A 19,918-nucleotide genomic window follows, 5' to 3' on the forward strand; every position below is an offset into this window, starting at 1 on the left:
TCCTCGACCACCGGGGAAGGACCACCGGGGAAGGACCACCGGGGAAGGACCACAGGGGAAAGGGACCACCGGGGCTTGCCCCCGCTCAGTCGTCGGAGGTGATCAGTTCGTGGATGAACTCCATCTTCTCCAGGACCTTCGGCGGCAGCACGAAGGGATAGAGGTCCTGATGGCCCATCGAGCGGTTGATCTGGTTGAGCGCCCAGGTCAGCGGCAGCCACCATTCGATGATGCGATCGAAGCCCACCTGACCGGGGAGGTCGGCGTCGAGAGTGGCGCCGGCCGGGGCCAGGGCGAACGCCGCCGCCGTGTCGAGGGTGTCGCGGATGTGGAGGTAGTGGGCGAAGGTCTCGGCCCAGTCCTCGGCGGGATGCATGGTCGCGTAGGACGAGACGTAGTCGTCCTTCCAGTTCTCCGGCGGCCCGTCGCCGTAGTGGCGATCGAGCGCGGCCTGATAGTCCTGGTCGGGATCACCGAACAGCTCCTCGTAGCGCCCGCGATTGGGGCCGTCACCGACGAGCACCATCTGATAGAAGTGCCCGATCTCGTGACGGAAGTGGCCGATGAGGGTGCGGTAGGGCTCGTCCATCGACACCCGCAGCTGTTCGCGGTGGACGTCGTCGCCCTCGGCGAGGTCGAGGGTGACGACGCCGTTGGCGTGCCCGGTGATGACCTGCTGGGTGGCACTGGAGAGCAGATCGAAGGCCAGGCCGATCTCCGGGTCCTCGTCCTTGCCGAAGATCGGCAGTTGGAGTTCGTCGAGTTCGACGATGACGCGCCGCTTGGCGAGTTCGGCCTCGGCGAACGCGGCCATGGCGTCGGTGTCGGAGTCGTCGGGACGGGTGCGGGTCAGCCGGCACGACTCGCACAGCGCGGGCAACCCCTCACCGATCTCGACGAGCCAGTTGCACGCTGCAACGCCGCTGTTGGCGCAGCGACCGATCAACGCATCGTCGACCTGGGCCTGCTCGTTGTCGTCGAGGACCTGGACGGTTCGGGAGGGCAGATGGAAGCCCAGCTTGCTCTCGCAGTTCAGACACAGCGAGTTCTCGAAAATCAGCTGCTGGCCGCATTTACGGCAGTGGAAATCGCGCAACGTTGCACTCCTTGGGTGAATTCGAGCTCGTGGATCGCGGGGTCGCGTGGATCTCAGATCGGCCCGGGTGCGGCCCCCGCACATGCTCGACGCGGACCTGGCCCATCGATCGTTCTGTCGGAACACATGGCCCAATGTGCACATGTGAGTGCCCGACATCACACTACGGAGTGGGGCCCACCGCCGCAGGCAACTCCGGATCGGCGGACCACTGCGACCACGACCCCGGGAACAAGGTGCCCGAGAACCCGGCGATGGCCAGCGCCGCGAGCTCGTGCGCGGCGTTGATTCCCGATCCGCAGTACGCGATGACCTGCGCATTCTCGGCGACCCCGGCCTCGGTGAACCGTTCGCGCAGCTGCTCGGGCGACAGGAACCGCCCGTCGTCGGCGAGATTCCCGGCCGTCGGGACGCTGACGGCGCCGGGCACATGTCCGGCGCGGGGATCCATCGGTTCGGTCTCCCCGCGATACCGTTCGCCGGCGCGGGCATCGAGGATGACAACGTCGTCGCGGCCGTCCCGGATCTCCGAGGACAGTCGCGCGACCTCGTCGAGCGACACCTGCGGGAGTTCGCCGCCGGTCAGGGTGACGGTGCCGGGACGCGCGGCGGTGTCGCCGGCGGAGACACGCATCCCGGCCGAGCGCCAGGCGTCGAGCCCGCCGTCGAGCATCCTGACGTCGGTGTGCCCGGCCCAGGTCAGCAACCACCATGCGCGGGCCGCCGCCAGGTTGCCGATGTCGTCGTAGACCACCACCGGCGACAAGTCGTCCACACCCCAGCGTCGCGCGGCGTCCTGCAGGCGATCCGACGACGGCAGCGGATGGCGCCCGAGTTCGGCCGACGGCGGGTCGGCCAGTTCGGAATCGAGATCGACGTAGACGGCTCCGGGGATGTGGCCCTCCCGATACCGCTCACGCCCATCTGTCCGCCCCAGCGCCCAGCGGACGTCGAGGATCACCGGCGGACGGTTCGAGAGCATCTCCTCGGTCAGTGCGTCGACGTCGATCAGGTTCTGCGCCATGAACATTCACTCCTCTGTCGTCGGGGTGGCAGCCGACTCCGTTTCGCCGCCGCGGGCCGCGATGACCGCGGGGGCCATGACCGCAGCGAGGTCGGCGGCGACATCGCGGTCGCTCTCGGGCGGCATCGCCACGTAACTCAGCGCCATGCGCGTGATCGCCCGCGCGATACACACCGCGTCGTCGTCGGCGAGACCAAGCCACGAGGTGGTGAGCATGTCGGTGAGACGCGCGCTCGCGGTCGTGATCAGCGGCGCGGCATCGGTGGTGATCAGCCGCAGCAGATCCGGCTTCGCCTCACCACGCTGCAGCGAGGTGATGAGCGGGTCGGCCGCGGCCACGGCGAAGAAGGCGGCGAATGCATCGTGCAATGCGCCATGGATATCGTGTGGGCGCTCGGCAACCGTCGACGCGACGATGCCGGCGAATTCCGTGGCCAAGCGCATCGCATACGCCTGCGCCAGTCCGTGGCGGGAACCGAACTCGTTGTACACGGTTTGCCGTCCGACGCCCGATTTCCGGGCGACGTCGGCCATCGTGATCGACGGCCAATCCTTTTCGACCAGCAGATCTCGCAGACCGTCGAGCAGAGTTGTGCGCAGGAGCGCCCTACTCGCCTCCGCATAGGTCTGTCGGGTGGTCACCTCGACGAGGTTACCGAGCCGGCCCCGCGTGCCGATCGCGAGAGTCGAGGTCCCACGGGCCGGTACGAATTCCGCGCGGCGGTCTCATCGATCTCCTGTCGATGGCCGAACCCGATCTGGGTTCGACCTCAAGACAAATAATCACAATTTGTCTTCGTAAGAGACAAATACTCTGCTATTGTCGAGCAACACCGAAACCCAGCGAAAGCGATGGTTGTCATGCGCGTTGTCGATCGACTCATCAACAAAGCCCAGGTAGTGGTACCGATGGAACGCCAAATCCAGGGTCTGCATCTGTTCCAGCGCGCCAAACGGCTGATGGTGGACGATGGCCAGCCACGCTTCGAGGCGTCGGAAATCCCCGACGTTGCGGACTTGGATCTCACCGAGATCGACGTCAGCAATCCGTTCTTGTGGCGTCAAGGGCAGTGGCAGCCCTACTTCGCGAGGCTGCGAGACGAAGCGCCCGTGCACTTTCGGGCTGACAGCGCTTTCGGTCCGTTCTGGTCGGTGACCCGCTACGACGACATCGTCTCCGTCGACAAGGACTTTCAGACCTTCTCTGCCGAACCCCAGATCATTCTCGGCGCGCCGCCCGAAGGACTCGATATCGAGATGTTCATCGCGATGGACCCGCCGCGCCACGACCAGCAACGCGCCGCGGTTCAGGGCGTTGTCGCTCCGCAGAATCTGGAGGAGATGGAGGGCCTGATTCGTTCGCGGGTCCAGGATGTCCTCGACGCGCTGCCGGTGGGTGAGCCGTTCGACTGGGTCGACCGGGTCAGTGTCGAGCTGACCTCACGGATGCTGGCCACACTGCTGGACTTCCCGTACGAGGACCGACGCAAGCTGGTGCAGTGGACCGACTTGGTGGCCACCAGTTCATCGGCCACCGGCGGGGTCAACAACACCGATGAGATCTATCGGGGCGCCGCCGACATGGCGCGGAGTTTCAGCGCACTGTGGCACGACAAGGCGGCTCGTCTGGCGGCCGGCGAGAAGCCCGGGTACGACCTGATCACACTCATGCAGCTCTCCGAAGACACCAAGGACCTGATCAACCGCCCGATGGAGTTCCTCGGCAACCTCGTGTTGCTGGTCGTGGGTGGTAACGACACCACACGCAACTCGATGACCGGCGGTGTGCTCGCGCTCAACCAGTTCCCGGAACAGTTCGACCGCCTTCGCACCAACCCGGGGCTCGTGCCGAAGCTGGTCCACGAGATCCTTCGATGGCAGACCCCGCTGGCCTACATGCGTCGGGTCGCCACCCGCGACACCGTGCTGAACGGCCAGTTCATCCGTCAGGGCGACAAGGTCGTGATGTGGTACGCCTCGGCGAATCGGGACGAGCGCACGTTCGACGACCCGGACAGCTTTGTGATCGACCGGCGCAACGCCCGCCACCACCTTGCCTTCGGGATCGGCACGCACCGCTGCATGGGGAGCCGGCTGGCGGAGTTGCAGTTGCGCATTCTGTGGGAGGAGCTGCTGACCCGATTCGACGACATCGAGGTCCTCGCGGAGCCGGAGCGCGTGCAGTCGAACTTCGTGCGGGGTTACAGCTCGATGATGGTGCGCCTCACCCCGATCGGCGGTCGGCGGCCGGAGCCGGGCCCCTACCGCACACATCTACGCGAGGCCGGCGACAACGACTCTGCAGCACGCAGTTCGGCGGCACGCAGTTCAGTTCCCATGCCCGCACGGCCATCTCGTGGAAACCGTGGTGCAGCAATGCAGACGCTCGATCTGCGGGTGGCCCGCCGGCGGACCGCGGCCGAGGGTGTCGTCGAGCTCACCCTGACCGATCCCGCCGGCGGTTCGCTACCCGCCTGGACTCCGGGCTCGCACGTCGAGCTCCTGTTGCGTCCGGGGATGTCGAAGCACTACTCCCTGTGCGGAAATCCCGCAGACCGATCGTCATGGACTGTCGCGGTTCTGCGTGAACGCAACGGCCGCGGTGGATCCGAGTTCGTTCACGACGAGCTGACCGAGGGGTCGCACCTGCAGGTCAGGGGTCCCCGCAACCACTTCGCGCTCGTCGGCTCACCGCGATATCAGTTCATCGCCGGCGGCATCGGCATCACCCCGATACGCACCATGATCGCGGCGGCTCAGGCGGAAGGGGCCGAATGGAACCTGTTGTACTGCGGTCGGTCTCGGGACTCAATGGCATTTCTCGACGAACTGGGGGCCGACGATCGGGTGACGGTCTGGGCCGGTGACGAACACGGCGGGCGGTTCGATCTCGATGCGATCCTCGGCGAGCCGCGGGCCGACACCCTGGTCTACTGCTGCGGACCCGCCGCGCTGATGGACGCCATCGAGGAGAAGTGCGCAGCATGGCCGGACGGAAGCCTGCACCTCGAGCGGTTCGTGGCCGCGACCGGCGACGCACCCGAGGGCGCACTCGACTCCTTCGAGGTCGAGTGCGCGGTCTCGGGGGTGACTGTCACGGTCGAACAGGGCACGACGATTTTCGCCGCGGTCGAGGAGGCCGGTGTCGACGTCATCGGGTCGTGCATGGAAGGAATCTGCGGTACATGTGAGGCCGATGTTCTCGGCGGCGCCCCCGACCATCGCGACTCCGTGCTGTCACGTGCCGAACGCGAACGCGGCGACACGGTCATGACCTGCGTCTCCCGATCACTCTCGCCGAAGCTGGTGCTCGACCTGTAGGCCTGCAGCCGCAACCCGAGATCACCGCAGGGCAGACGGCGGTCGGCGCCGTGGCCGTACGATCGGGCGTATGAAGCAGGCTGACGGCGAGTACTACGTGACCGCGCAAGAAGTGGCGGCGTTCGAGGAATCGCGGCAAGCGCTACTGGTACATGCGGGAGGACGGATCGACCGACCTCTACCTCGACGATCTCGAGATCACCCACGGCTGGCCGATCTTCCTGATGGAACGCGACGCCGCATGGTTCGCCAAGTGGGACGGCGACTACGAGAAGGCCGTCGAGACCGATCTGAACCCGCACCTCATCAAGAACTTCGAGGAACTCCTGACGCAGGGCAACTGGCCGCACGACCAGGACTGACCAGCGACCGTCGACGAAGTTGGGGTAGCCTAACTTCATCATGGGTTTCTCGTTCGCGACAGTCACCGGTACCGACGACCTCACCCCGCACATCCGGCGGGTACACCTGCACGTCGAAGATCTCGCCCGTCTACCACTGCCCGGCGGGCCCGACGACGCCGTGGGCCTCTACTTTCCCGAACCCGGCCGAAACCGCCCTCCCGCAATGGAATTACGCGACGAGGTGTGGGGATATCACGACCTCGACCAGCCGCCGGAGGGCCGTAACTACACCATCCGTTCCGTCGACCACCGAACCGCGACCGTCGACGTCGACTTCGTCATCCACTCGCGTGGTCCGGCGACGCTCTGGGCCCAACGAGCCGACATCGGTGACGCGGTGGCGATGTCGCACGCGCGCGGCTGGTACCGGCCCGCGCCGGGCACCGACTGGCTCCTGCTGGGAACCGATCTCGCCGGATTACCGGCCGCCGCCCGCATTCTCGACGAGCTCGCCACCGATCCGCGGCCGGTGACCCTGGTGGTCGAGGTGATCGACGAGGACGACCTCGCCTATCTGGGCCGACCCACCGACGGCGTCGAGGTCATCAGCCTGATCGGCAGCGGCAACGGTATCTCGGCGAGCCGCTTGGGCACGACCATCGCCGCACTCGACTTTCCCGCCGGGAACGGATACTGCTGGTTCGCCGGCGAGGCCGCCGAATCCCGAACGGTGCGCAAACACTTTCGCCGCGAACACCATTGGCCCGCCGACCGCTACGACATCATCGGCTACTGGCGCTACGACGGTGAGGCGTGGGCCCGACGCTACGCCGAGCACGGCGACGAGCTGCTCGCGGTGTATGAGCAGGCGATCGCCGACGGCAAGGGCGAGAAGCGCGCTGCCGAGGAATTCGACGAGGCGCTCGAACGGGCCGGACTGTGAACCCCGCACCCGTTGGAGTACCTGGCGATTCAGTACCTCGCGATCTGACCGTCCTTGGGGGCGCGATACATTCGCCACAGCACTCGTGGGACAGCCCGCAATGGCGCGGCCCGCGGCCAGTCCCGGGCGCGCAGCAATGCCTCGGTACCACCGTCGACGGTGATCACCGATCCGGCCATGAAATCCGCGGCAGGTGAGAGCATCAGCATCACCCACTGCGTGATCTGCTCCGGTGTTCCATACTCGCGCAACGGAATCGGGAAGGACCGGACGTTCTTCGACGACGCGCCGGTCAGTTGCGACTGTAGCAGCGGGGTCATCACCGGCCCGGGGGCGATGATGTTGACCGCGATCCCCTCCCCCGCCCATTCGGGGCGGGTGCCGTGCACGCGACACCATCGGGTGACCGCGATCTTCGACGCCGCGTACGCCGCGGGACCCGACAGCGCCTTACCCCGCCTGCGCAGGATCCGGGTGGCCCCCTCGGTGTCGCCGGCCTCGAGTCGGGCGACCGCGCGGCGTGGGACGAGCGGCGTCGCGGTCGTCGAATTGGAACCGAAGACAACCACTTTCGACTTCTCACCGGTGGCGAGCAGTGGGCGAAAGGCGGTGAGCAGGTCGGTCACCCCGAGGAGGTTCACCTCGACGATGGTGCGTTCGGCCCCGCGCGCCGGGCCGAGACCGGCCGCGAGGACGGCTCCGGCGAGTGCGCCCTCGGCCCGGTCCAGGACCGCGGCGATCGCCGACGCACGCCCGTGCGGCGTCGAGAGGTCCGCGGTCACCTCGGCGCCGTCCCGATCGATCCCGATCACGGTGTGCCCGGCCGCCCGCAACGAATCGGCAACCGCCGCACCCATTCCCGACGCCGATCCGCTCACCACGTATGTCCCCACACGTTCTCCCTCAGCCGTGGTTGCGCGAACGCGCTCCCCGTTGTTCTGCTCGCAGCGTACGGTCGTAGGCCTCGTTGAAAGCGCGCAGTTCGCGCAACAGGACTTCCGGGGTACCGGGGTCGAGATCGGCGAAGACCTGTTTGAGGCGACTCACCCGCAGCATGCCGTCATGGGTGAATGCGGCCCGTCCGCTTTCGGTCGGGCGGATGAGCCTGCTCATCGAGCCCTCGACGTCGAAGCGTTCGAGGTAGCCGAGTTTGATCGCGGCGTTGACCTGCCGGTTGACCGTGGACTGTTCGAGGTCGAGTTCGTCGGTGAGTTCCCGCAGGGTCCGTGCACGGCCGTCGGAGAGGACGAGCAGGATCGCGAACGCCGAGCTCTCGAGTACCGACTCGGCGGGGTGTTCGCTCTTGCGTCGATGAAAGCGGCTGAGTTCCTCGACGATGTCGCGGTAGAGCGGGGACGGCCACGGTGCGTGGTCGGCCCCGTCGAAGGTCACCGGCGCCGGACGTGACGTGCCGTTGCGCTCACCCTCGCGGAATCCGCCCACTGCGACCTCTTTCGACATCCGGCTCACCGACATTCTGCCGCAGCCGCCCGGTATGTCCGATTGAGGAGCCTCACGAGCTGCGCGGCTTGCATATGTACCTTACATATGTACGCTACATACAGCTTAGGAGGTGCGATGTCAGACACCAATTCGTCGCCGGCAGCAGAGAACCCGGCACCAGTAGAGTCCGTTCCGCGCAACGGGTCGTCCAATGGCGCCGCGATCGCCACCGTCATCGCGCTGTGTTTCGGTGGCCTCGTCGCGTCCTTGATGCAGACGCTGGTCATCCCGATCCAGCCCGAGTTGCCCACCCTGCTGGGCACCTCCCATTCCAACGCGTCGTGGGTGATCACCGCGACATTGCTGGCCGCCGCGATCGCGATGCCCATCGCCGGCCGCCTCGGCGACATGTTCGGCAAGCAGCGCGTCCTGCTGGGCAGCGCCGCGCTCCTCGTCGCCGGTTCCATCGTGTGTGCCCTGAGCAGTTCGGTCATCCCGATGATCGCCGGCCGCGCGATCCAGGGCCTGGCCATGGGCTTCATCCCCGTCGGCATCAGCCTCATGCGTGAGGTCACCCCACCCAAGATCACCTCGATGGCGATCGCCGCGATGAGCGCAACGCTCGGTGTGGGTGGTGCGATCGGTCTGCCGCTGTCGGCGTGGATCGCGCAGAGCTGGAACTGGCACGGCCTGTTCTGGGTGTCGGCGATCCTGTCGTTGGCAGTCCTCGCCCTGGTCGTCGTGGTGGTGCCGCACGTACCCGACGCGGTCGGTGGGCGTCTGGACGTCGTTGGCGCGATCGGCCTGGCCATCGGCTTGTCGGCCGCACTCATCGCCGTGTCCAAGGGCAACGACTGGGGTTGGACGTCGGGCACCACGCTCGGCACGCTGATCGGCGGTCTCGTCGTGCTCGGGGCGTGGGGTTTCTATCAGCTGCGAACCCCCGAACCGCTCGTCGACCTGCGGACCACCGCACGTCCGGCGGTCCTGCTCACCAACATCGCCGCCGTCGCCATCGGCTTCGGCATGATGGCGCAGTCGATCGTCATCCCGATGCTGCTCGAGATGGACGTGCGCACCGGAGTCGGACTCGGCCAGACCATGCTCGAGGCCGGCCTGTGGATGGCGCCCGGCGGACTGATGATGCTGGTCTTCGCCCCGGTCTCGGGCACGTTGATCAACAAGATCGGTGCCAATTACACCTTGGCCATCGGCGCGACGGTGCTCGGTGTGGGCTATCTGCTCGCGATGTTCCTGATGAACTCGCCGTGGCAGCTGATGATCGCGTCGATCATCGCCGCGTCGGGCGTCGGCATCGGCTATGCGGCGATGCCCACCTTGATCATGGGCGCGGTGCCGATGACCGAGGCCGGTGCGGCCGTCGGACTCAACGGATTGATGCGCTCGATCGGCACCACCGTCTCCTCGGCGGTGATGGCGGTGCTGCTCACCACCTCGACGATCAGCATGGCGGGCAACGACATTCCCACCCATACGACGTTCAAGTGGTGCTTCCTGGTGGGTGCCGTCGCCGCGTTCGTCGGTGTGGCCATCACGCTGTGTATCCCCAAGCGCGGCCCCAAGCCGACGCCGACGGGCGTGGTGATCGCCGACTCGGCAGCATCGGGCTCGGCGACACCAGGCTCGGCGACACCGGGCTCGGCAGCACCGGCCACCTCGCACTGACCCCGCGCTCGGCCCGTCAGACCAGCCGGTCGCCGGTCTCGGGGTGGAACAGGTGAACCGCGTTGTCGGCCTGCCGCAACCGGATTCCCTCTCCACGCTTGGCCGGCGCCCGCTGTGAGGAGCGTGCCACCACGACCATCGGATCACCGTCGAGGTTGTGGACCGACTCGTCGGCCAGCGAGGCGTAGACGTAGGTTTCGCTGCCGAGCTCTTCGAGAAGTGCGACGTCGGCGTTGAGTCCGGTGCCATCGTCGGAGAGCGCGAGGTGCTCGGGCCGGATGCCGACGACGACCGAGCTCAGCCCGGACTTGCGTACTGCTGCCTGCGATGTGGCGTCGATGTCGATGTCGGCTCCGGCGATCGAGATGGCGCCGTCGCGGATCGGCGCGGTGAACAGGTTCATGGCCGGCGATCCGATGAAGCCGGCGACGAAGGCGTTGACCGGGTGGTCGTAGAGTTCGGCCGGGGTGGAGAACTGCTGGAGTACACCGTGTTTGAGCACGGCGACGCGGTCGCCCATGGTCATCGCCTCGACCTGGTCGTGGGTGACGTAGACGGTGGTGGTGCCCAGTCGGCGTTGCAGCGCGGCGATCTGGGTGCGTGTCTGGACCCGCAGTTTGGCGTCGAGGTTCGACAGCGGCTCGTCCATGCAGAACACCTGGGGTTCGCGCACGATCGCGCGGCCCATGGCGACGCGTTGACGTTGTCCGCCGGACAGTTTCGCCGGCTTGCGATCCAGGTAGTCGGTGAGGTCGAGGAGTTTGGCGGCCTCGGCGACCTTGCGCTTGCGTTCGTCGGCGGGGATGCCACGCATCTTCAATGCGAATCCCATGTTTTCCCCGACGGTCTTGTTGGGGTAGAGCGCGTAGTTCTGGAAGACCATGGCGATGTCACGGTCCTTGGGCGCGACGCCGACCATGTTGTCCCCGCCGATGCGGATCTGCCCGGAATCGATCTCCTCGAGTCCGGCGAGCATCCGCAGTGCCGTGGATTTGCCGGAGCCCGACGGTCCGACGAGGACCACGAACTCGCCGTCGGCGATGTCGAGGTCGAGGGAGTCGACGGCCAGTGACTCGGCGCCCGGGTAGACGCAGCAGGCCTTGTCGTAGGTGATGGTTGCCATGGGGTTCTCCTGTTGATACGAAAGCGCTTGGGTGAGTGGGTGACCGACGCGATTACTTGATCGCGCCGAAGGACAGGCCGCGGACGAGTTTGTTCTGGGCGATCCAGCCGCAGATCACCACCGGCAGCGCGGCCAGGACCGACGCCGCCGACAGTTGCGCCCAGTACAGGCCCTGCCCGGACATGAAGCCGGTCAGGAAGACCGGCATCGTCTGCCCGTTGACGGCGGTCATGTTGACGGCGAAGAAGAATTCGTTCCACGAGAAGATGACACAGATCAGTGCGGTGGCAGCGATACCCGGGGAGATCAGCGGCAGGATAACCTCACGGACCGAGGTCCACAGACTCGCACCGTCGATGCTGGCGGCCTCGAGCAATTCGCCGGGCACCTCGAGGAAGAACGACCGCATCATCCACACCGCGATCGGCAGATTCATTGCGGTGTAGAGGATCACCAGGGTCCACACGTTGTCGAGCATCCCGATCTTACCGACGATCACATACAGCGGGATGATCGCGGCCACGATGGGCAGCATCTTGGTGGAGATGAAGAAGAACAGCGCGTCCTTGGTCTTGCGTACCGGGCGCAGCGATAATGCGAATGCCGCCGGCACACCGAGGACCAGAACCAGAATCGTCGAGACGATGGTGGCGAACAACGAATTGAGCAGTGGCGTACCGATTCCGGCGTCGAAGACGTTGCGGAACTGCTGCAGGGTCGGGGCGAAGAAGAACGTCGGCGGGTTGGTGGCGGCGTCGCTTTCCTTCTTGAATGCGGTCAGCACCATCCACAGCACCGGGAAGAAGAACCCGATGGCCAGGATCCAGGTGAGTGCGGTCAGCCCCATCTGGCGTGGGTTGCGGCTGCGGCGTACCTCCGGCGTCGACGCCGGAGTGGTGGTCGGGGCGGGGCGGGTGTCGGTACTCATCAGGCCGGCTCCTCTGTTCCGGTGAATGACTTGAAGATCAGGCGCAGGGCCAGGGACGCGACGACGATCGTGCCGATCACCGTGACCACGCCCATCGCGGCGGCCTGCCCGATGTCGAATCCGAGGAAGGCACGCTGATAGATGTAGTAGGACAGGTTGGAGCTGGCCACACCCGGTCCGCCGGAGGTCATCATGTAGACCGCGTCGAAGGTGTTGACCAGGTAGATGGCGCCGAGCACCGTGCCGAGTTCGATGAACCGCCGCAGGTGCGGCAGGGTCAGTTCGCGGAAGAGCCGGAAGCTGGTGGCGCCGTCCACGCGTGCGGCCTCCTGGATGTCCCGGGGCATCGACTGCAGTCCGGCGAGGATCAGCAACATCATGAAAGGTGTCCACTGCCAGACGAGTTCGGCCATCACACTGGCGAGCGGGAATTCCGAGAGCCAGTCGGTGTGAATGCCGAATGGGCTCAACGCCCAGTTGACCAGGCCGTTGGTCGGCGAGAGCAGGCTCGTCTTCCACAGCAGCGCCGCGGCGACCGGTGTCACCAGGAACGGGGTGATCAGCAGGGTCCGAACCACGCCGCGCCCCAAGAATTTCCGGTCGAGCAGCAGGGCGAAGATCAGTCCGAGCACCACCGAGATGATGACGGTGCCCACGATCAGCAGGATGGTGTTGAGGGTGACCGTCCAGAATTGGCTGTCACCGAACACCTCGACGTAGTTGTCGAATCCGACGAAGCGACGTGAGCCCGGGCGAACCAGGTTCCACGACTGCGTCGAGTAGTAGAGCGTGAACACGAACGGCACCTGGGTGACCACGATCATGAAGATCAACGCGGGCAACAGGGGTCCGCGTCGACGCCAGCCCTCGGCGCGACTGATCTGGTCTTTCTTCGAGGTCACCGGCCGCCCCTGATCGGGGGGCACCTGCGCGCCTCGCGTGGATACTGCGGTGGCCATCTCTACTGCTCCCTCTGGTAGGACTTGCCGACGACCTCGGCGTACTGCTGGGCCTGTTCGAGTGCGTCGTGAACGCTGATCTGCCCGGCGATCGCCGCCGAGATCTGTTGGCTCACGCGGGTTCCGAGATCCTGGAACTCGGGGATCGCCAGGAACTGGATTCCGGTGTAGGGCACCGGCTCCAGCGTCGGCTTGTTCTGATTCGCCGCCTGCATCGCCTGCAGGGTCTGCTGGGCAAAGGGCCCGGAGATCTTCTGATAGGCTGGCAGCTGGTAGGTCGAGAGCCGACTGCCGGGCGGGACATGCGTGGCCCCCAAGGTGTTCGCCACATGTTCGATGTACTTGCGGTTGGTCATCCAGTCGATGAACTTCCACGCGTCGTCGCGGTGTTTGCTGCTCGACGGGATCCCGAGCGACCAGGTGTAGAGCCAACCGTTGTCGCCCTTGGCCATTCGCGGAGCCGGCAGGTAGCCGACGTCGCCGGCGATGGTCGAGGTGTCCGGGCTCTCGAGCACCGACACCGCCGAGGTCGCGTCGTACCACATCGCCACCTGGCCCTGCGACATCAGGTTTCCGCATTCCTGGAAGCCCGACGACGACGCACCGGCCTCCCCGTACTTGCGCACCGTGTCGACGTAGAACTGGACGGCGGCCTCGACCTGCGGACTGGTCAGCTGGGCATTCCAGTTCTCGTCGTACCAGCGACCACCGTAGGCGTTGATGACGGTGTTCAGCGGGGCGAGCACCTCACCCCAACCGGGCTTGCCGCGCAGGCAGATTCCCGCGGTACGGTCGTTGGTGAGCTTGCGAGCGGCGTCGGCGACCTGCGGCCAGGTGGGGTCCGCGGGCAGCGTCACACCGGCCTGCGAGAAGAGCTTCTTGTTGTACATGAGGAACGACGACTCGCCGTAGAACGGGGCCGAGTACATCGAACCCTGATACGAGAGCGCCGATTTCAGCGTCGGAATGAAGTCGTTCGCGTCGTAGGAGGGGTCGGCGTCCATGTACGGGGTGAGATTGACCAGCCACCCGTTCTTCGCCCACATGGGTGTCTCGTAGTTACTGATCATCACCACGTCGAACTCACCACCGCCGGTGGCCACCGACGCGGTGATCTTCGCGCGCGCTTCGTTTTCCGAGAGCGTGACGAAGCGGACCTTGGTACCCGGGTTCTCCCGCTCGAACTGGCCGGACAGCTTGATCGCGTCCTGCATCTGCGAATTCGAGACCATCGCGACCGTCACTTCGCGGTCACCGCCACCGGTGAGTGAACCGGCACCGGCGCATCCGGTGGCCAGCAGACCGATCGTGGCGGCCAAGGCCACCAGACCGGCCTTGCCGCGACGGGGCGACGGGGAGAGATGCCCGCGCGGGAATCTCGCTCGTAGGGATCTCACTGCTGACCTTCCTGTTGTGAGACAAGCCATTCCGCGGTCGGGACGTCGGTGACCAGGATGGTCGCGTAGCCGCCGCGGAGTGCGCCGAGAATGGATTCGGCCCGGTGGGTGCCACCGGATATCAAGATCGCCGTGGGGCAGGCCTTCACCGCGTCGAGGGGGACCGAGACGGTCCGCTCCACCAGACTCGATTCGACGGCGATGCCCTGTGCGTCGTAGAAGCGCCCGCCGATCTCGCCGACCGCGCCGAGTTCGAGCAGTTCGTCGAGGACGATCGCATCGATGAATGCGCCCTCGAACAGGGTCGTCGATGTCGACACCGAACCCACTCCGAAGAGCATCACCTGCGCGCCACGTGCTGCCGACAGAGCCTGAGAGACAACCGAATCACGATTGAGGGCGGCGACGGTGTCGGGGTCGACGAACAAGGGTGCGACCAGGCGCAGCGGCTGCGCGTGCAGACGCTCGGAGAAGCGGGCCAGCGCGTGGTCGACGCCGGTGTGGTATTCGACGGAGGTCATCGAGCCGTCCATCTGCACCACGCGTTGCGCCGCCGCGTTGGCGGTCATCGCGTCGGCGGTCGCGACCTGCTCCGGACCCCAGGTGAAGCCGAAGGTGTCGGCGGGTTGGATGCGCCGCGACAGGACCGACGCACCCGCGCGGCCGAGAGCGGCATTGCCCGACGCGGTGCCGTCGGCGACCTCGTCGATGATCAGCACCTCGTCGAGACCGAAGATCTGCTCCACCGTGCGTTCGAGGTCGGGGTGAATCGACGCCGACAGATGCTCGGGAGCGGTCACCGACACCTGGACGAGCCCCTGGGCACGGGCTCGCGCGATGAGCCGTCCGGCCGTCGGACGTGACACCCCGAGCCGGCCGGCGATGTCTGCCTGCGTCAATCCCTCGAGGTGATACATCGTCGCGGCGCGCACGAGCAGCCGCAGATCCTGACCGGTGTCGGCGGCGGGCCGGCCGGCTGACCCACGCCCGGTGGCCGGTCGTTTCGGTGGACCGTCGGGCACGTCCTTCGCGGCATCTGCCACATCTTTGCGAGAAGGCACTCGTCGACTCCGTTCGATCTCGGTGGTCCTGTGGAGCGTTGTGAGCATCTGCTCACTAGCCGTTCATGTGCTCAGTACGCTAACATCCTCGATGTGAGCCACGCAACAATGATCGAGAAACGTGATGCGCTGTCCGAAACCATGCGCGCCGGCGTTCTGCATCCCGACCTCCATCTGTCCGTCGAGGAGCGCCCCGTACCCACCCCGGCCGTCGGCGACGTGTTGGTGCAGGTCAGCGCGGTCGGAATCTGCGGGTCGGACACCCACTACGTGCGGCACGGACGTATCGGCGACTTCGTCGTCCGCGAACCCCTGATCCTCGGCCACGAGGCCTCGGGCACGATCGTCGCCGTCGGCGCAGACGTGGATGCGGCACGGATCGGCGAGCGCGTATCGATCGAACCGCAGCGGCCCGACCCGGCGTCGGCGGAGTCGATGCGCGGTGCATACAACCTGTGCCCGCACATGCGCTTCTACGCCACCCCACCGGTCGACGGCGCTCTCGCCGGGTTCGTCACCATCGGCGCCGCCTTCGCCCACCCGATTCCCGACGAGATCAGCGACGAGGCGGCCGCACTCTTCGAGCCGTTGTCGGTGGGCATCGCCTCGATGCGCAAGGCGGGCGTGGGCCCCGGTGACGCCGTGCTCATCGCCGGGGCGGGCCCGATCGGACTGATGTGCGCCCAGGTCGCCCGCGCGTCCGGGCTGACCCGCATCGTGCTCAGTGAACCCGATCCCGAACGTCGCACGCGAGCACTGGATTTCGGTGCCACCGAGACAACTGCCCCCGGCACCGGGTTGGCGCCGGTGGATGCCTTCATCGATGCCAGCGGTGTCGCGGCCGCGGTCACCGCGGGTCTGCGTGCGTTGCGTCCCGGCGGACGGGCCGTGCTGGTCGGCATGGGCTCCGACACCATGGACCTGCCGGTCTCACTGATCCAGAATCGTGAGATCGTACTGACCGGGGTCTTCCGCTACGCCAACACCTGGCCGACCGCGCGAGCGTTGGTGACGTCGGCCGCCGTCGATCTCGACGCGATGGTCACTGCCCACTACGGGCTCGACGAGATCGCCGAGGCGCTGGACTCCGATCGCATACCCGGAATGATCAAAGCGGTTGTCCATCCGCAGGTTTCGCGATACCGCACAGGTACCCGACCCGAACCGACCCGAAAGGACCGTTCGTGAGCACTCTCGCCGACGCCCTCCCGCTCAACACCACCATGCTGGGTTCTGTCGGTGACGTGCCGACGCCGCGCTACGACCGGGCCACGGTCACCACGGGCATCGTGCACTTCGGAGTCGGCGGCTTCCATCGTGCCCACCAGGCCTTCTACGTCGATCAGCTGCTCGCATCCGATCCGTCATGGGGAATCTGCGGTGTCGGCGTGCGGCCTGCCGACGCGCGGATGCGGGATGCGCTTGTACCACAGGACGGTTTGTACACCCTGACCCTCAAGCATCCCGACGGTGCGGTGGAGACATCGGTGATCGGCTCGATCGTCGAGTACCTCTATGCACCCGACGATCCGGAGGCCGTTCTCGAGAAACTCGCCGATCCGGCCGTCCGCATCGTGTCCCTGACGGTCACCGAGGGCGGCTACAACTTCTCGGCGGCCACCGGCGAGTTCGATGCCGACAACCCGGAGATCGTGGCCGATCTTGCCGGAACCGCGCCGCCGACAACCGTCTTCGGACTCGTGGTGGAAGGTCTGGCCCGACGCCGCGAGCTGGGCGTGCCCTCGTTCACCGTGATGTCCTGCGACAACATCGCCGGTAACGGCCACATGGCGCATTCGACGTTCCTCGCGTACGCCCGGCTACGCGATCCGGAGCTGGCGGCGTGGATCGACGAACACACGCGGTTCCCGAATTCCATGGTGGACCGCATCACCCCGGCCACTCCCCCCGAGCTGGCCGGCGAGGTTGCTGAGCGCACCGGGATCGCAGACGCCTGGCCGGTGGTGGCCGAACCCTTCACCCAGTGGGTACTCGAGGACGATTTCTCCTGCGGCAGGCCGGCTCTCGAGAACGTGGGCGTACAGGTCGTCGCCGACGTCACCCCGTATGAGCTGATGAAGCTCCGGCTGCTCAACGCCGGACATCAGGCACTGTGCTACTTCGCCCATCTGCTGGGGTACCGCTACGTTCACGACGCCGCGGTCGATCCCGATCTACGGGAGCTGATGCGCCGCTATATGTCCGAGGAAGGAAAGCCGACGCTCGCGCCCTTGCCCAACGTCGACGTCGACGCCTACATCGACACTCTGCTCGAGCGATTCGGCAATCCGGCCATCGCCGACACGATTGCCCGGCTGTGTCAGGACTCCTCCAACCGCATCCCGAAATGGCTGGTACCGGTGATCCGGGACCGTCTCGCGCAGCGTGGTTCCGTGAGACTTGCGGCCGCGGTGGTGGCGAGCTGGACGCGCTACGCCGAGGGTGTCGACGAGCACGGCGATGCGAGCACCGTCGACGACCCGCTGGCCGACCGCCTCGTCCCGCTGGCGCAGCGCTCACGCACCGAGCCCCTGGCATTCCTGTCCGAGACGTCACTGTTCGGCAATCTCGCCGAGCACGAGGCCTTCACCGAACCGTACCTGTGGGCGTTGGAATCGTTGCGCAGCAAGGGTGCTCGGGCCACACTCCAGGAGCTGCTGTCATGACCCTCGTCGCCGGCGTCGACTCCTCGACACAGTCGTGCAAGGTGGTCATCTGCGACGCGGATACCGGCGCCGTGGTGCGCTCGGGCAGCGCGCCACATCCGGGCGGTACCGAGGTCGACCCCGAGGACTGGTGGCTGGCGCTGATCGCGGCCATCAGGGCGGCGGGCGGTATCGACGACGTCGCCGCGCTGTCGGTCGCCGGGCAGCAACACGGGATGGTGTGCCTCGATACAGCCGGGCACGTGGTGCGGGAAGCTTTGCTGTGGAACGACACTCGTTCGGCCGGTGCCGCCGACGATCTCATCACCGAGCTCGGCGGCCCACATAAGTGGGCGGAGGCTGTCGGCGTCGTGCCGGTGGCGGCGATCACGGCCGCCAAGCTGCGATGGCTGGCCGACCACGAACCCGACCATGCCGACGCGACCGCGGCCGTCTGCCTACCCCATGATTGGCTCACCTGGAAACTCGCCGGCGGCACCGACATCGGCGCTCTGACGACCGACCGCAGCGATGCGTCAGGCACCGGCTACTTCTCCGCCGCTGACGAGGAGTATCGAACAGATCTGCTGCAATTGGCTTTTCGCGATCGATTACCGGGGATTCCGCGGATCGTCGGACCCGGTGAGGCTGCTGGGAAGACATCCGGCGGTGTCGTGCTCGGGGCCGGTGTCGGCGACAACGCCGCCGCGGCACTGGGTTTGCACGCGGGTCCCGGTGACGGGATCGTGTCGTTGGGAACTTCGGGTGTCGTCAGCGCTGTCGGCGAGGTCCCGCCGTGCGATGCGTCAGGTATCGTCGCCGGATTCGCCGATGCGACCGGACGGCACCTTCCGCTGGTGTGCACACTCAACGGCGCACCGGTGTTGGCGGCGACCGCGCAGATGCTCGACGTCGATCTGGCGAGGTTCGCCGACCTCGCGCTGTCGGCTCCCGCAGGCGCCGACGGCCTGACGATGGTGCCCTACCTCGGTGGTGAACGCTCCCCCAATCTGCCCGCGGCGACGGGAACGCTGGCCGGGATCACCCCCGCCAACTTCAGCCCCACCCACGTCGCACGTGCCGCCGTCGAGGGCCTGCTCTGTTCGCTCGTCTACTGCCGCAACCGGATCGAGGATCAGGGCATCAACGTGCATCGGTTCCTGTTCATCGGCGGGGGCACCAAGTCGTCGGCGGTACGCGCGATCGCTCCCGCCTTGTTCGACGGCACGGTTGTGCTGCCCACCGACGGTGAATACGTGGCACTCGGCGCCGCCCGCCAGGCCGCGTGGGCACTGATCGGCGAGCTCCCGGAGTGGCGCGTCGAGTCCGAAACGATCACGGCTACACCAACTCCAGAAGTATTCGCGCAGTACGCCGCCGCAGCGAAGTGGTACTCGGCGGCTGTCGGCGGGTAACACCCGAGGCTTGCTGTTCGAGGCGTGTTGCGTCCACTCACCGGTACGGCGGGTCTCGAGGCCTCGTCGCTGGCGCTCCCTTTTCTCCCGCTGGTCGAGGTGCCGAGGACCGCTAGCGGAGTTCCCTTTTCTTCCGGTGGTCTAGGCGCCGAGGAGCGTTAGCGACGAGCCTCGAGACCTGTTGCGCCGCTGCTGGTTCCGACCCCGAACGGAAGCACGCCCCGGGTCTAGAGTCCGCGGTCACCGAGCAGTCGGGCGAGTTGGGTGTCGATCGGCGAGTCCGGGCCAGGGTCGGGGGTGAGGATCTCGACGAGATCGTAGTAGCCGTGCCCGAGCGGGATTCGGCTGCGGCGTATTCGGTTGGTGGGCAGCATCGATCCCCGGTCGTCGCGCTCGGCGAGATCGGTATCGGCACTGGCAGAGGCCCCACTTGGTGGTGGGTCGGGTGGTGGATGTAATTCCGCGCGGATGCGGGCCAGCGCGTCGGCATAGGTGACCCCGACGTCGGGGAGTGCGTTGGTGCGTTTCGGGTT

At 66.6% G+C, this 19,918-nt stretch carries 17 protein-coding genes and 1 pseudogene; 7 read left to right on the plus strand and 11 right to left on the minus strand.

Annotation, left to right across the window (positions count from 1 at the left end; all coding sequences use genetic code 11):
* Window positions 1-85: 85 nt before the first annotated feature.
* The 3 genes from GOPIP_RS02630 to GOPIP_RS02640 all read right to left on the minus strand — a co-directional run bounded on the left by GOPIP_RS02630 (window position 86) and on the right by GOPIP_RS02640 (window position 2,762).
* Window positions 86-1,096, minus strand: coding sequence for a zinc-binding metallopeptidase family protein (locus GOPIP_RS02630; RefSeq protein WP_006367975.1), 1,011 nt, complete (start codon window positions 1,094-1,096; stop codon window positions 86-88).
* Window positions 1,097-1,259: 163 nt separating this feature from the next.
* A complete protein-coding gene (locus GOPIP_RS02635) occupies window positions 1,260-2,126 on the minus strand; it encodes a sulfurtransferase (protein WP_006367976.1) in 867 nt (288 codons plus the stop codon).
* Window positions 2,127-2,762, minus strand: a complete 636-nt coding sequence (locus GOPIP_RS02640; protein ID WP_006367977.1) for a TetR/AcrR family transcriptional regulator — start codon at window positions 2,760-2,762, stop codon at window positions 2,127-2,129. It lies immediately after the preceding gene.
* A gap of 219 nt (window positions 2,763-2,981) precedes the next feature.
* On the opposite strand from GOPIP_RS02640, the gene GOPIP_RS02645 reads away from it, so the two are divergent.
* From GOPIP_RS02645 to GOPIP_RS02655, 3 genes are all read left to right on the plus strand, one after another.
* Window positions 2,982-5,441, plus strand: coding sequence for a cytochrome P450/oxidoreductase (locus GOPIP_RS02645; RefSeq protein ID WP_035726966.1), 2,460 nt, complete (start codon window positions 2,982-2,984; stop codon window positions 5,439-5,441).
* A 152-nt stretch (window positions 5,442-5,593) separates the two neighbouring features.
* Window positions 5,594-5,803, plus strand: coding sequence for a hypothetical protein (locus GOPIP_RS02650; RefSeq protein WP_006367979.1), 210 nt, complete (start codon window positions 5,594-5,596; stop codon window positions 5,801-5,803).
* Window positions 5,804-5,843: 40 nt separating this feature from the next.
* A complete protein-coding gene (locus GOPIP_RS02655; RefSeq protein ID WP_006367980.1) occupies window positions 5,844-6,728 on the plus strand; it encodes a siderophore-interacting protein in 885 nt (294 codons plus the stop codon).
* Window positions 6,729-6,757: 29 nt separating this feature from the next.
* Here GOPIP_RS02655 and GOPIP_RS02660 read toward each other — a convergent pair whose 3' ends face one another.
* Complete coding sequence (locus GOPIP_RS02660; protein WP_006367981.1) at window positions 6,758-7,621, minus strand: SDR family oxidoreductase; 864 nt, start codon at window positions 7,619-7,621, stop codon at window positions 6,758-6,760.
* A 10-nt stretch (window positions 7,622-7,631) separates the two neighbouring features.
* A complete protein-coding gene (locus GOPIP_RS02665; protein WP_020169845.1) occupies window positions 7,632-8,189 on the minus strand; it encodes a MarR family winged helix-turn-helix transcriptional regulator in 558 nt (185 codons plus the stop codon).
* A 117-nt stretch (window positions 8,190-8,306) separates the two neighbouring features.
* On the opposite strand from GOPIP_RS02665, the gene GOPIP_RS02670 reads away from it, so the two are divergent.
* Window positions 8,307-9,857, plus strand: coding sequence for an MFS transporter (locus GOPIP_RS02670; RefSeq protein WP_035726954.1), 1,551 nt, complete (start codon window positions 8,307-8,309; stop codon window positions 9,855-9,857).
* A 16-nt stretch (window positions 9,858-9,873) separates the two neighbouring features.
* Here the strand turns inward: GOPIP_RS02670 and GOPIP_RS02675 are convergent, their stop codons facing one another.
* The 5 genes from GOPIP_RS02675 to GOPIP_RS02695 are packed head-to-tail and all read right to left on the minus strand — an operon-like array spanning window position 9,874 to window position 15,325.
* The gene (locus GOPIP_RS02675) at window positions 9,874-10,980 is read right to left on the minus strand and encodes an ABC transporter ATP-binding protein (RefSeq protein WP_006367984.1); all 1,107 of its coding nucleotides are present in this window, start codon (window positions 10,978-10,980) and stop codon (window positions 9,874-9,876) included.
* Between the two features lie 52 nt (window positions 10,981-11,032).
* On the minus strand, window positions 11,033-11,908 hold the full coding sequence (locus tag GOPIP_RS02680; RefSeq protein ID WP_006367985.1) for a carbohydrate ABC transporter permease: 876 nt from the start codon (window positions 11,906-11,908) through the stop codon (window positions 11,033-11,035).
* Window positions 11,908-12,867: a carbohydrate ABC transporter permease gene (locus GOPIP_RS02685; protein WP_006367986.1), complete on the minus strand. Its 960-nt coding sequence runs from the start codon at window positions 12,865-12,867 to the stop codon at window positions 11,908-11,910. The genes GOPIP_RS02680 and GOPIP_RS02685 overlap by 1 nt, the downstream gene beginning before the upstream one ends.
* Window positions 12,868-12,869: 2 nt before the next feature.
* A complete protein-coding gene (locus GOPIP_RS02690) occupies window positions 12,870-14,264 on the minus strand; it encodes an ABC transporter substrate-binding protein (RefSeq protein ID WP_006367987.1) in 1,395 nt (464 codons plus the stop codon).
* Window positions 14,261-15,325, minus strand: a complete 1,065-nt coding sequence (locus GOPIP_RS02695) for a sugar-binding transcriptional regulator (protein ID WP_006367988.1) — start codon at window positions 15,323-15,325, stop codon at window positions 14,261-14,263. Before GOPIP_RS02695 ends, GOPIP_RS02690 begins: the two co-directional genes overlap by 4 nt.
* A gap of 108 nt (window positions 15,326-15,433) precedes the next feature.
* On the opposite strand from GOPIP_RS02695, the gene GOPIP_RS02700 reads away from it, so the two are divergent.
* The 3 genes from GOPIP_RS02700 to GOPIP_RS02710 are packed head-to-tail and all read left to right on the plus strand — an operon-like array spanning window position 15,434 to window position 19,385.
* Window positions 15,434-16,513, plus strand: coding sequence for an NAD(P)-dependent alcohol dehydrogenase (locus tag GOPIP_RS02700; RefSeq protein WP_006367990.1), 1,080 nt, complete (start codon window positions 15,434-15,436; stop codon window positions 16,511-16,513).
* Window positions 16,510-17,991: a mannitol dehydrogenase family protein gene (locus GOPIP_RS02705; RefSeq protein WP_006367992.1), complete on the plus strand. Its 1,482-nt coding sequence runs from the start codon at window positions 16,510-16,512 to the stop codon at window positions 17,989-17,991. The genes GOPIP_RS02700 and GOPIP_RS02705 overlap by 4 nt, the downstream gene beginning before the upstream one ends.
* Window positions 17,988-19,385, plus strand: coding sequence for a xylulokinase (locus GOPIP_RS02710; protein ID WP_006367994.1), 1,398 nt, complete (start codon window positions 17,988-17,990; stop codon window positions 19,383-19,385). The genes GOPIP_RS02705 and GOPIP_RS02710 overlap by 4 nt, the downstream gene beginning before the upstream one ends.
* Before the next feature lie 227 nt (window positions 19,386-19,612).
* Here the strand turns inward: GOPIP_RS02710 and GOPIP_RS02715 are convergent.
* A pseudogene (locus GOPIP_RS02715) lies at window positions 19,613-19,918 on the minus strand (HNH endonuclease); the annotation flags it as partial.

It is taken from the genome of Gordonia polyisoprenivorans NBRC 16320 = JCM 10675, from assembly GCF_000241325.1.
Classification (GTDB): Bacteria; Actinomycetota; Actinomycetes; order Mycobacteriales; family Mycobacteriaceae; genus Gordonia; species Gordonia polyisoprenivorans.

What these genes read in the sequence shown, in the direction of transcription:
- GOPIP_RS02635 (WP_006367976.1), bottom strand. Translation starts at nt 2,126, where the DNA reads ATGTTCATGGCGCAGAACCTGATCGACGTCGACGCACTGACCGAGGAG.
- GOPIP_RS02645 (WP_035726966.1), top strand. Translation starts at nt 2,982, where the DNA reads ATGCGCGTTGTCGATCGACTCATCAACAAAGCCCAGGTAGTGGTACCG.
- GOPIP_RS02650 (WP_006367979.1), top strand. Translation starts at nt 5,594, where the DNA reads ATGCGGGAGGACGGATCGACCGACCTCTACCTCGACGATCTCGAGATC.
- GOPIP_RS02655 (WP_006367980.1), top strand. Translation starts at nt 5,844, where the DNA reads ATGGGTTTCTCGTTCGCGACAGTCACCGGTACCGACGACCTCACCCCG.
- GOPIP_RS02665 (WP_020169845.1), bottom strand. Translation starts at nt 8,189, where the DNA reads ATGTCGAAAGAGGTCGCAGTGGGCGGATTCCGCGAGGGTGAGCGCAAC.
- GOPIP_RS02670 (WP_035726954.1), top strand. Translation starts at nt 8,307, where the DNA reads ATGTCAGACACCAATTCGTCGCCGGCAGCAGAGAACCCGGCACCAGTA.
- GOPIP_RS02675 (WP_006367984.1), bottom strand. Translation starts at nt 10,980, where the DNA reads ATGGCAACCATCACCTACGACAAGGCCTGCTGCGTCTACCCGGGCGCC.
- GOPIP_RS02680 (WP_006367985.1), bottom strand. Translation starts at nt 11,908, where the DNA reads ATGAGTACCGACACCCGCCCCGCCCCGACCACCACTCCGGCGTCGACG.
- GOPIP_RS02685 (WP_006367986.1), bottom strand. Translation starts at nt 12,867, where the DNA reads ATGGCCACCGCAGTATCCACGCGAGGCGCGCAGGTGCCCCCCGATCAG.
- GOPIP_RS02700 (WP_006367990.1), top strand. Translation starts at nt 15,434, where the DNA reads ATGATCGAGAAACGTGATGCGCTGTCCGAAACCATGCGCGCCGGCGTT.
- GOPIP_RS02710 (WP_006367994.1), top strand. Translation starts at nt 17,988, where the DNA reads ATGACCCTCGTCGCCGGCGTCGACTCCTCGACACAGTCGTGCAAGGTG.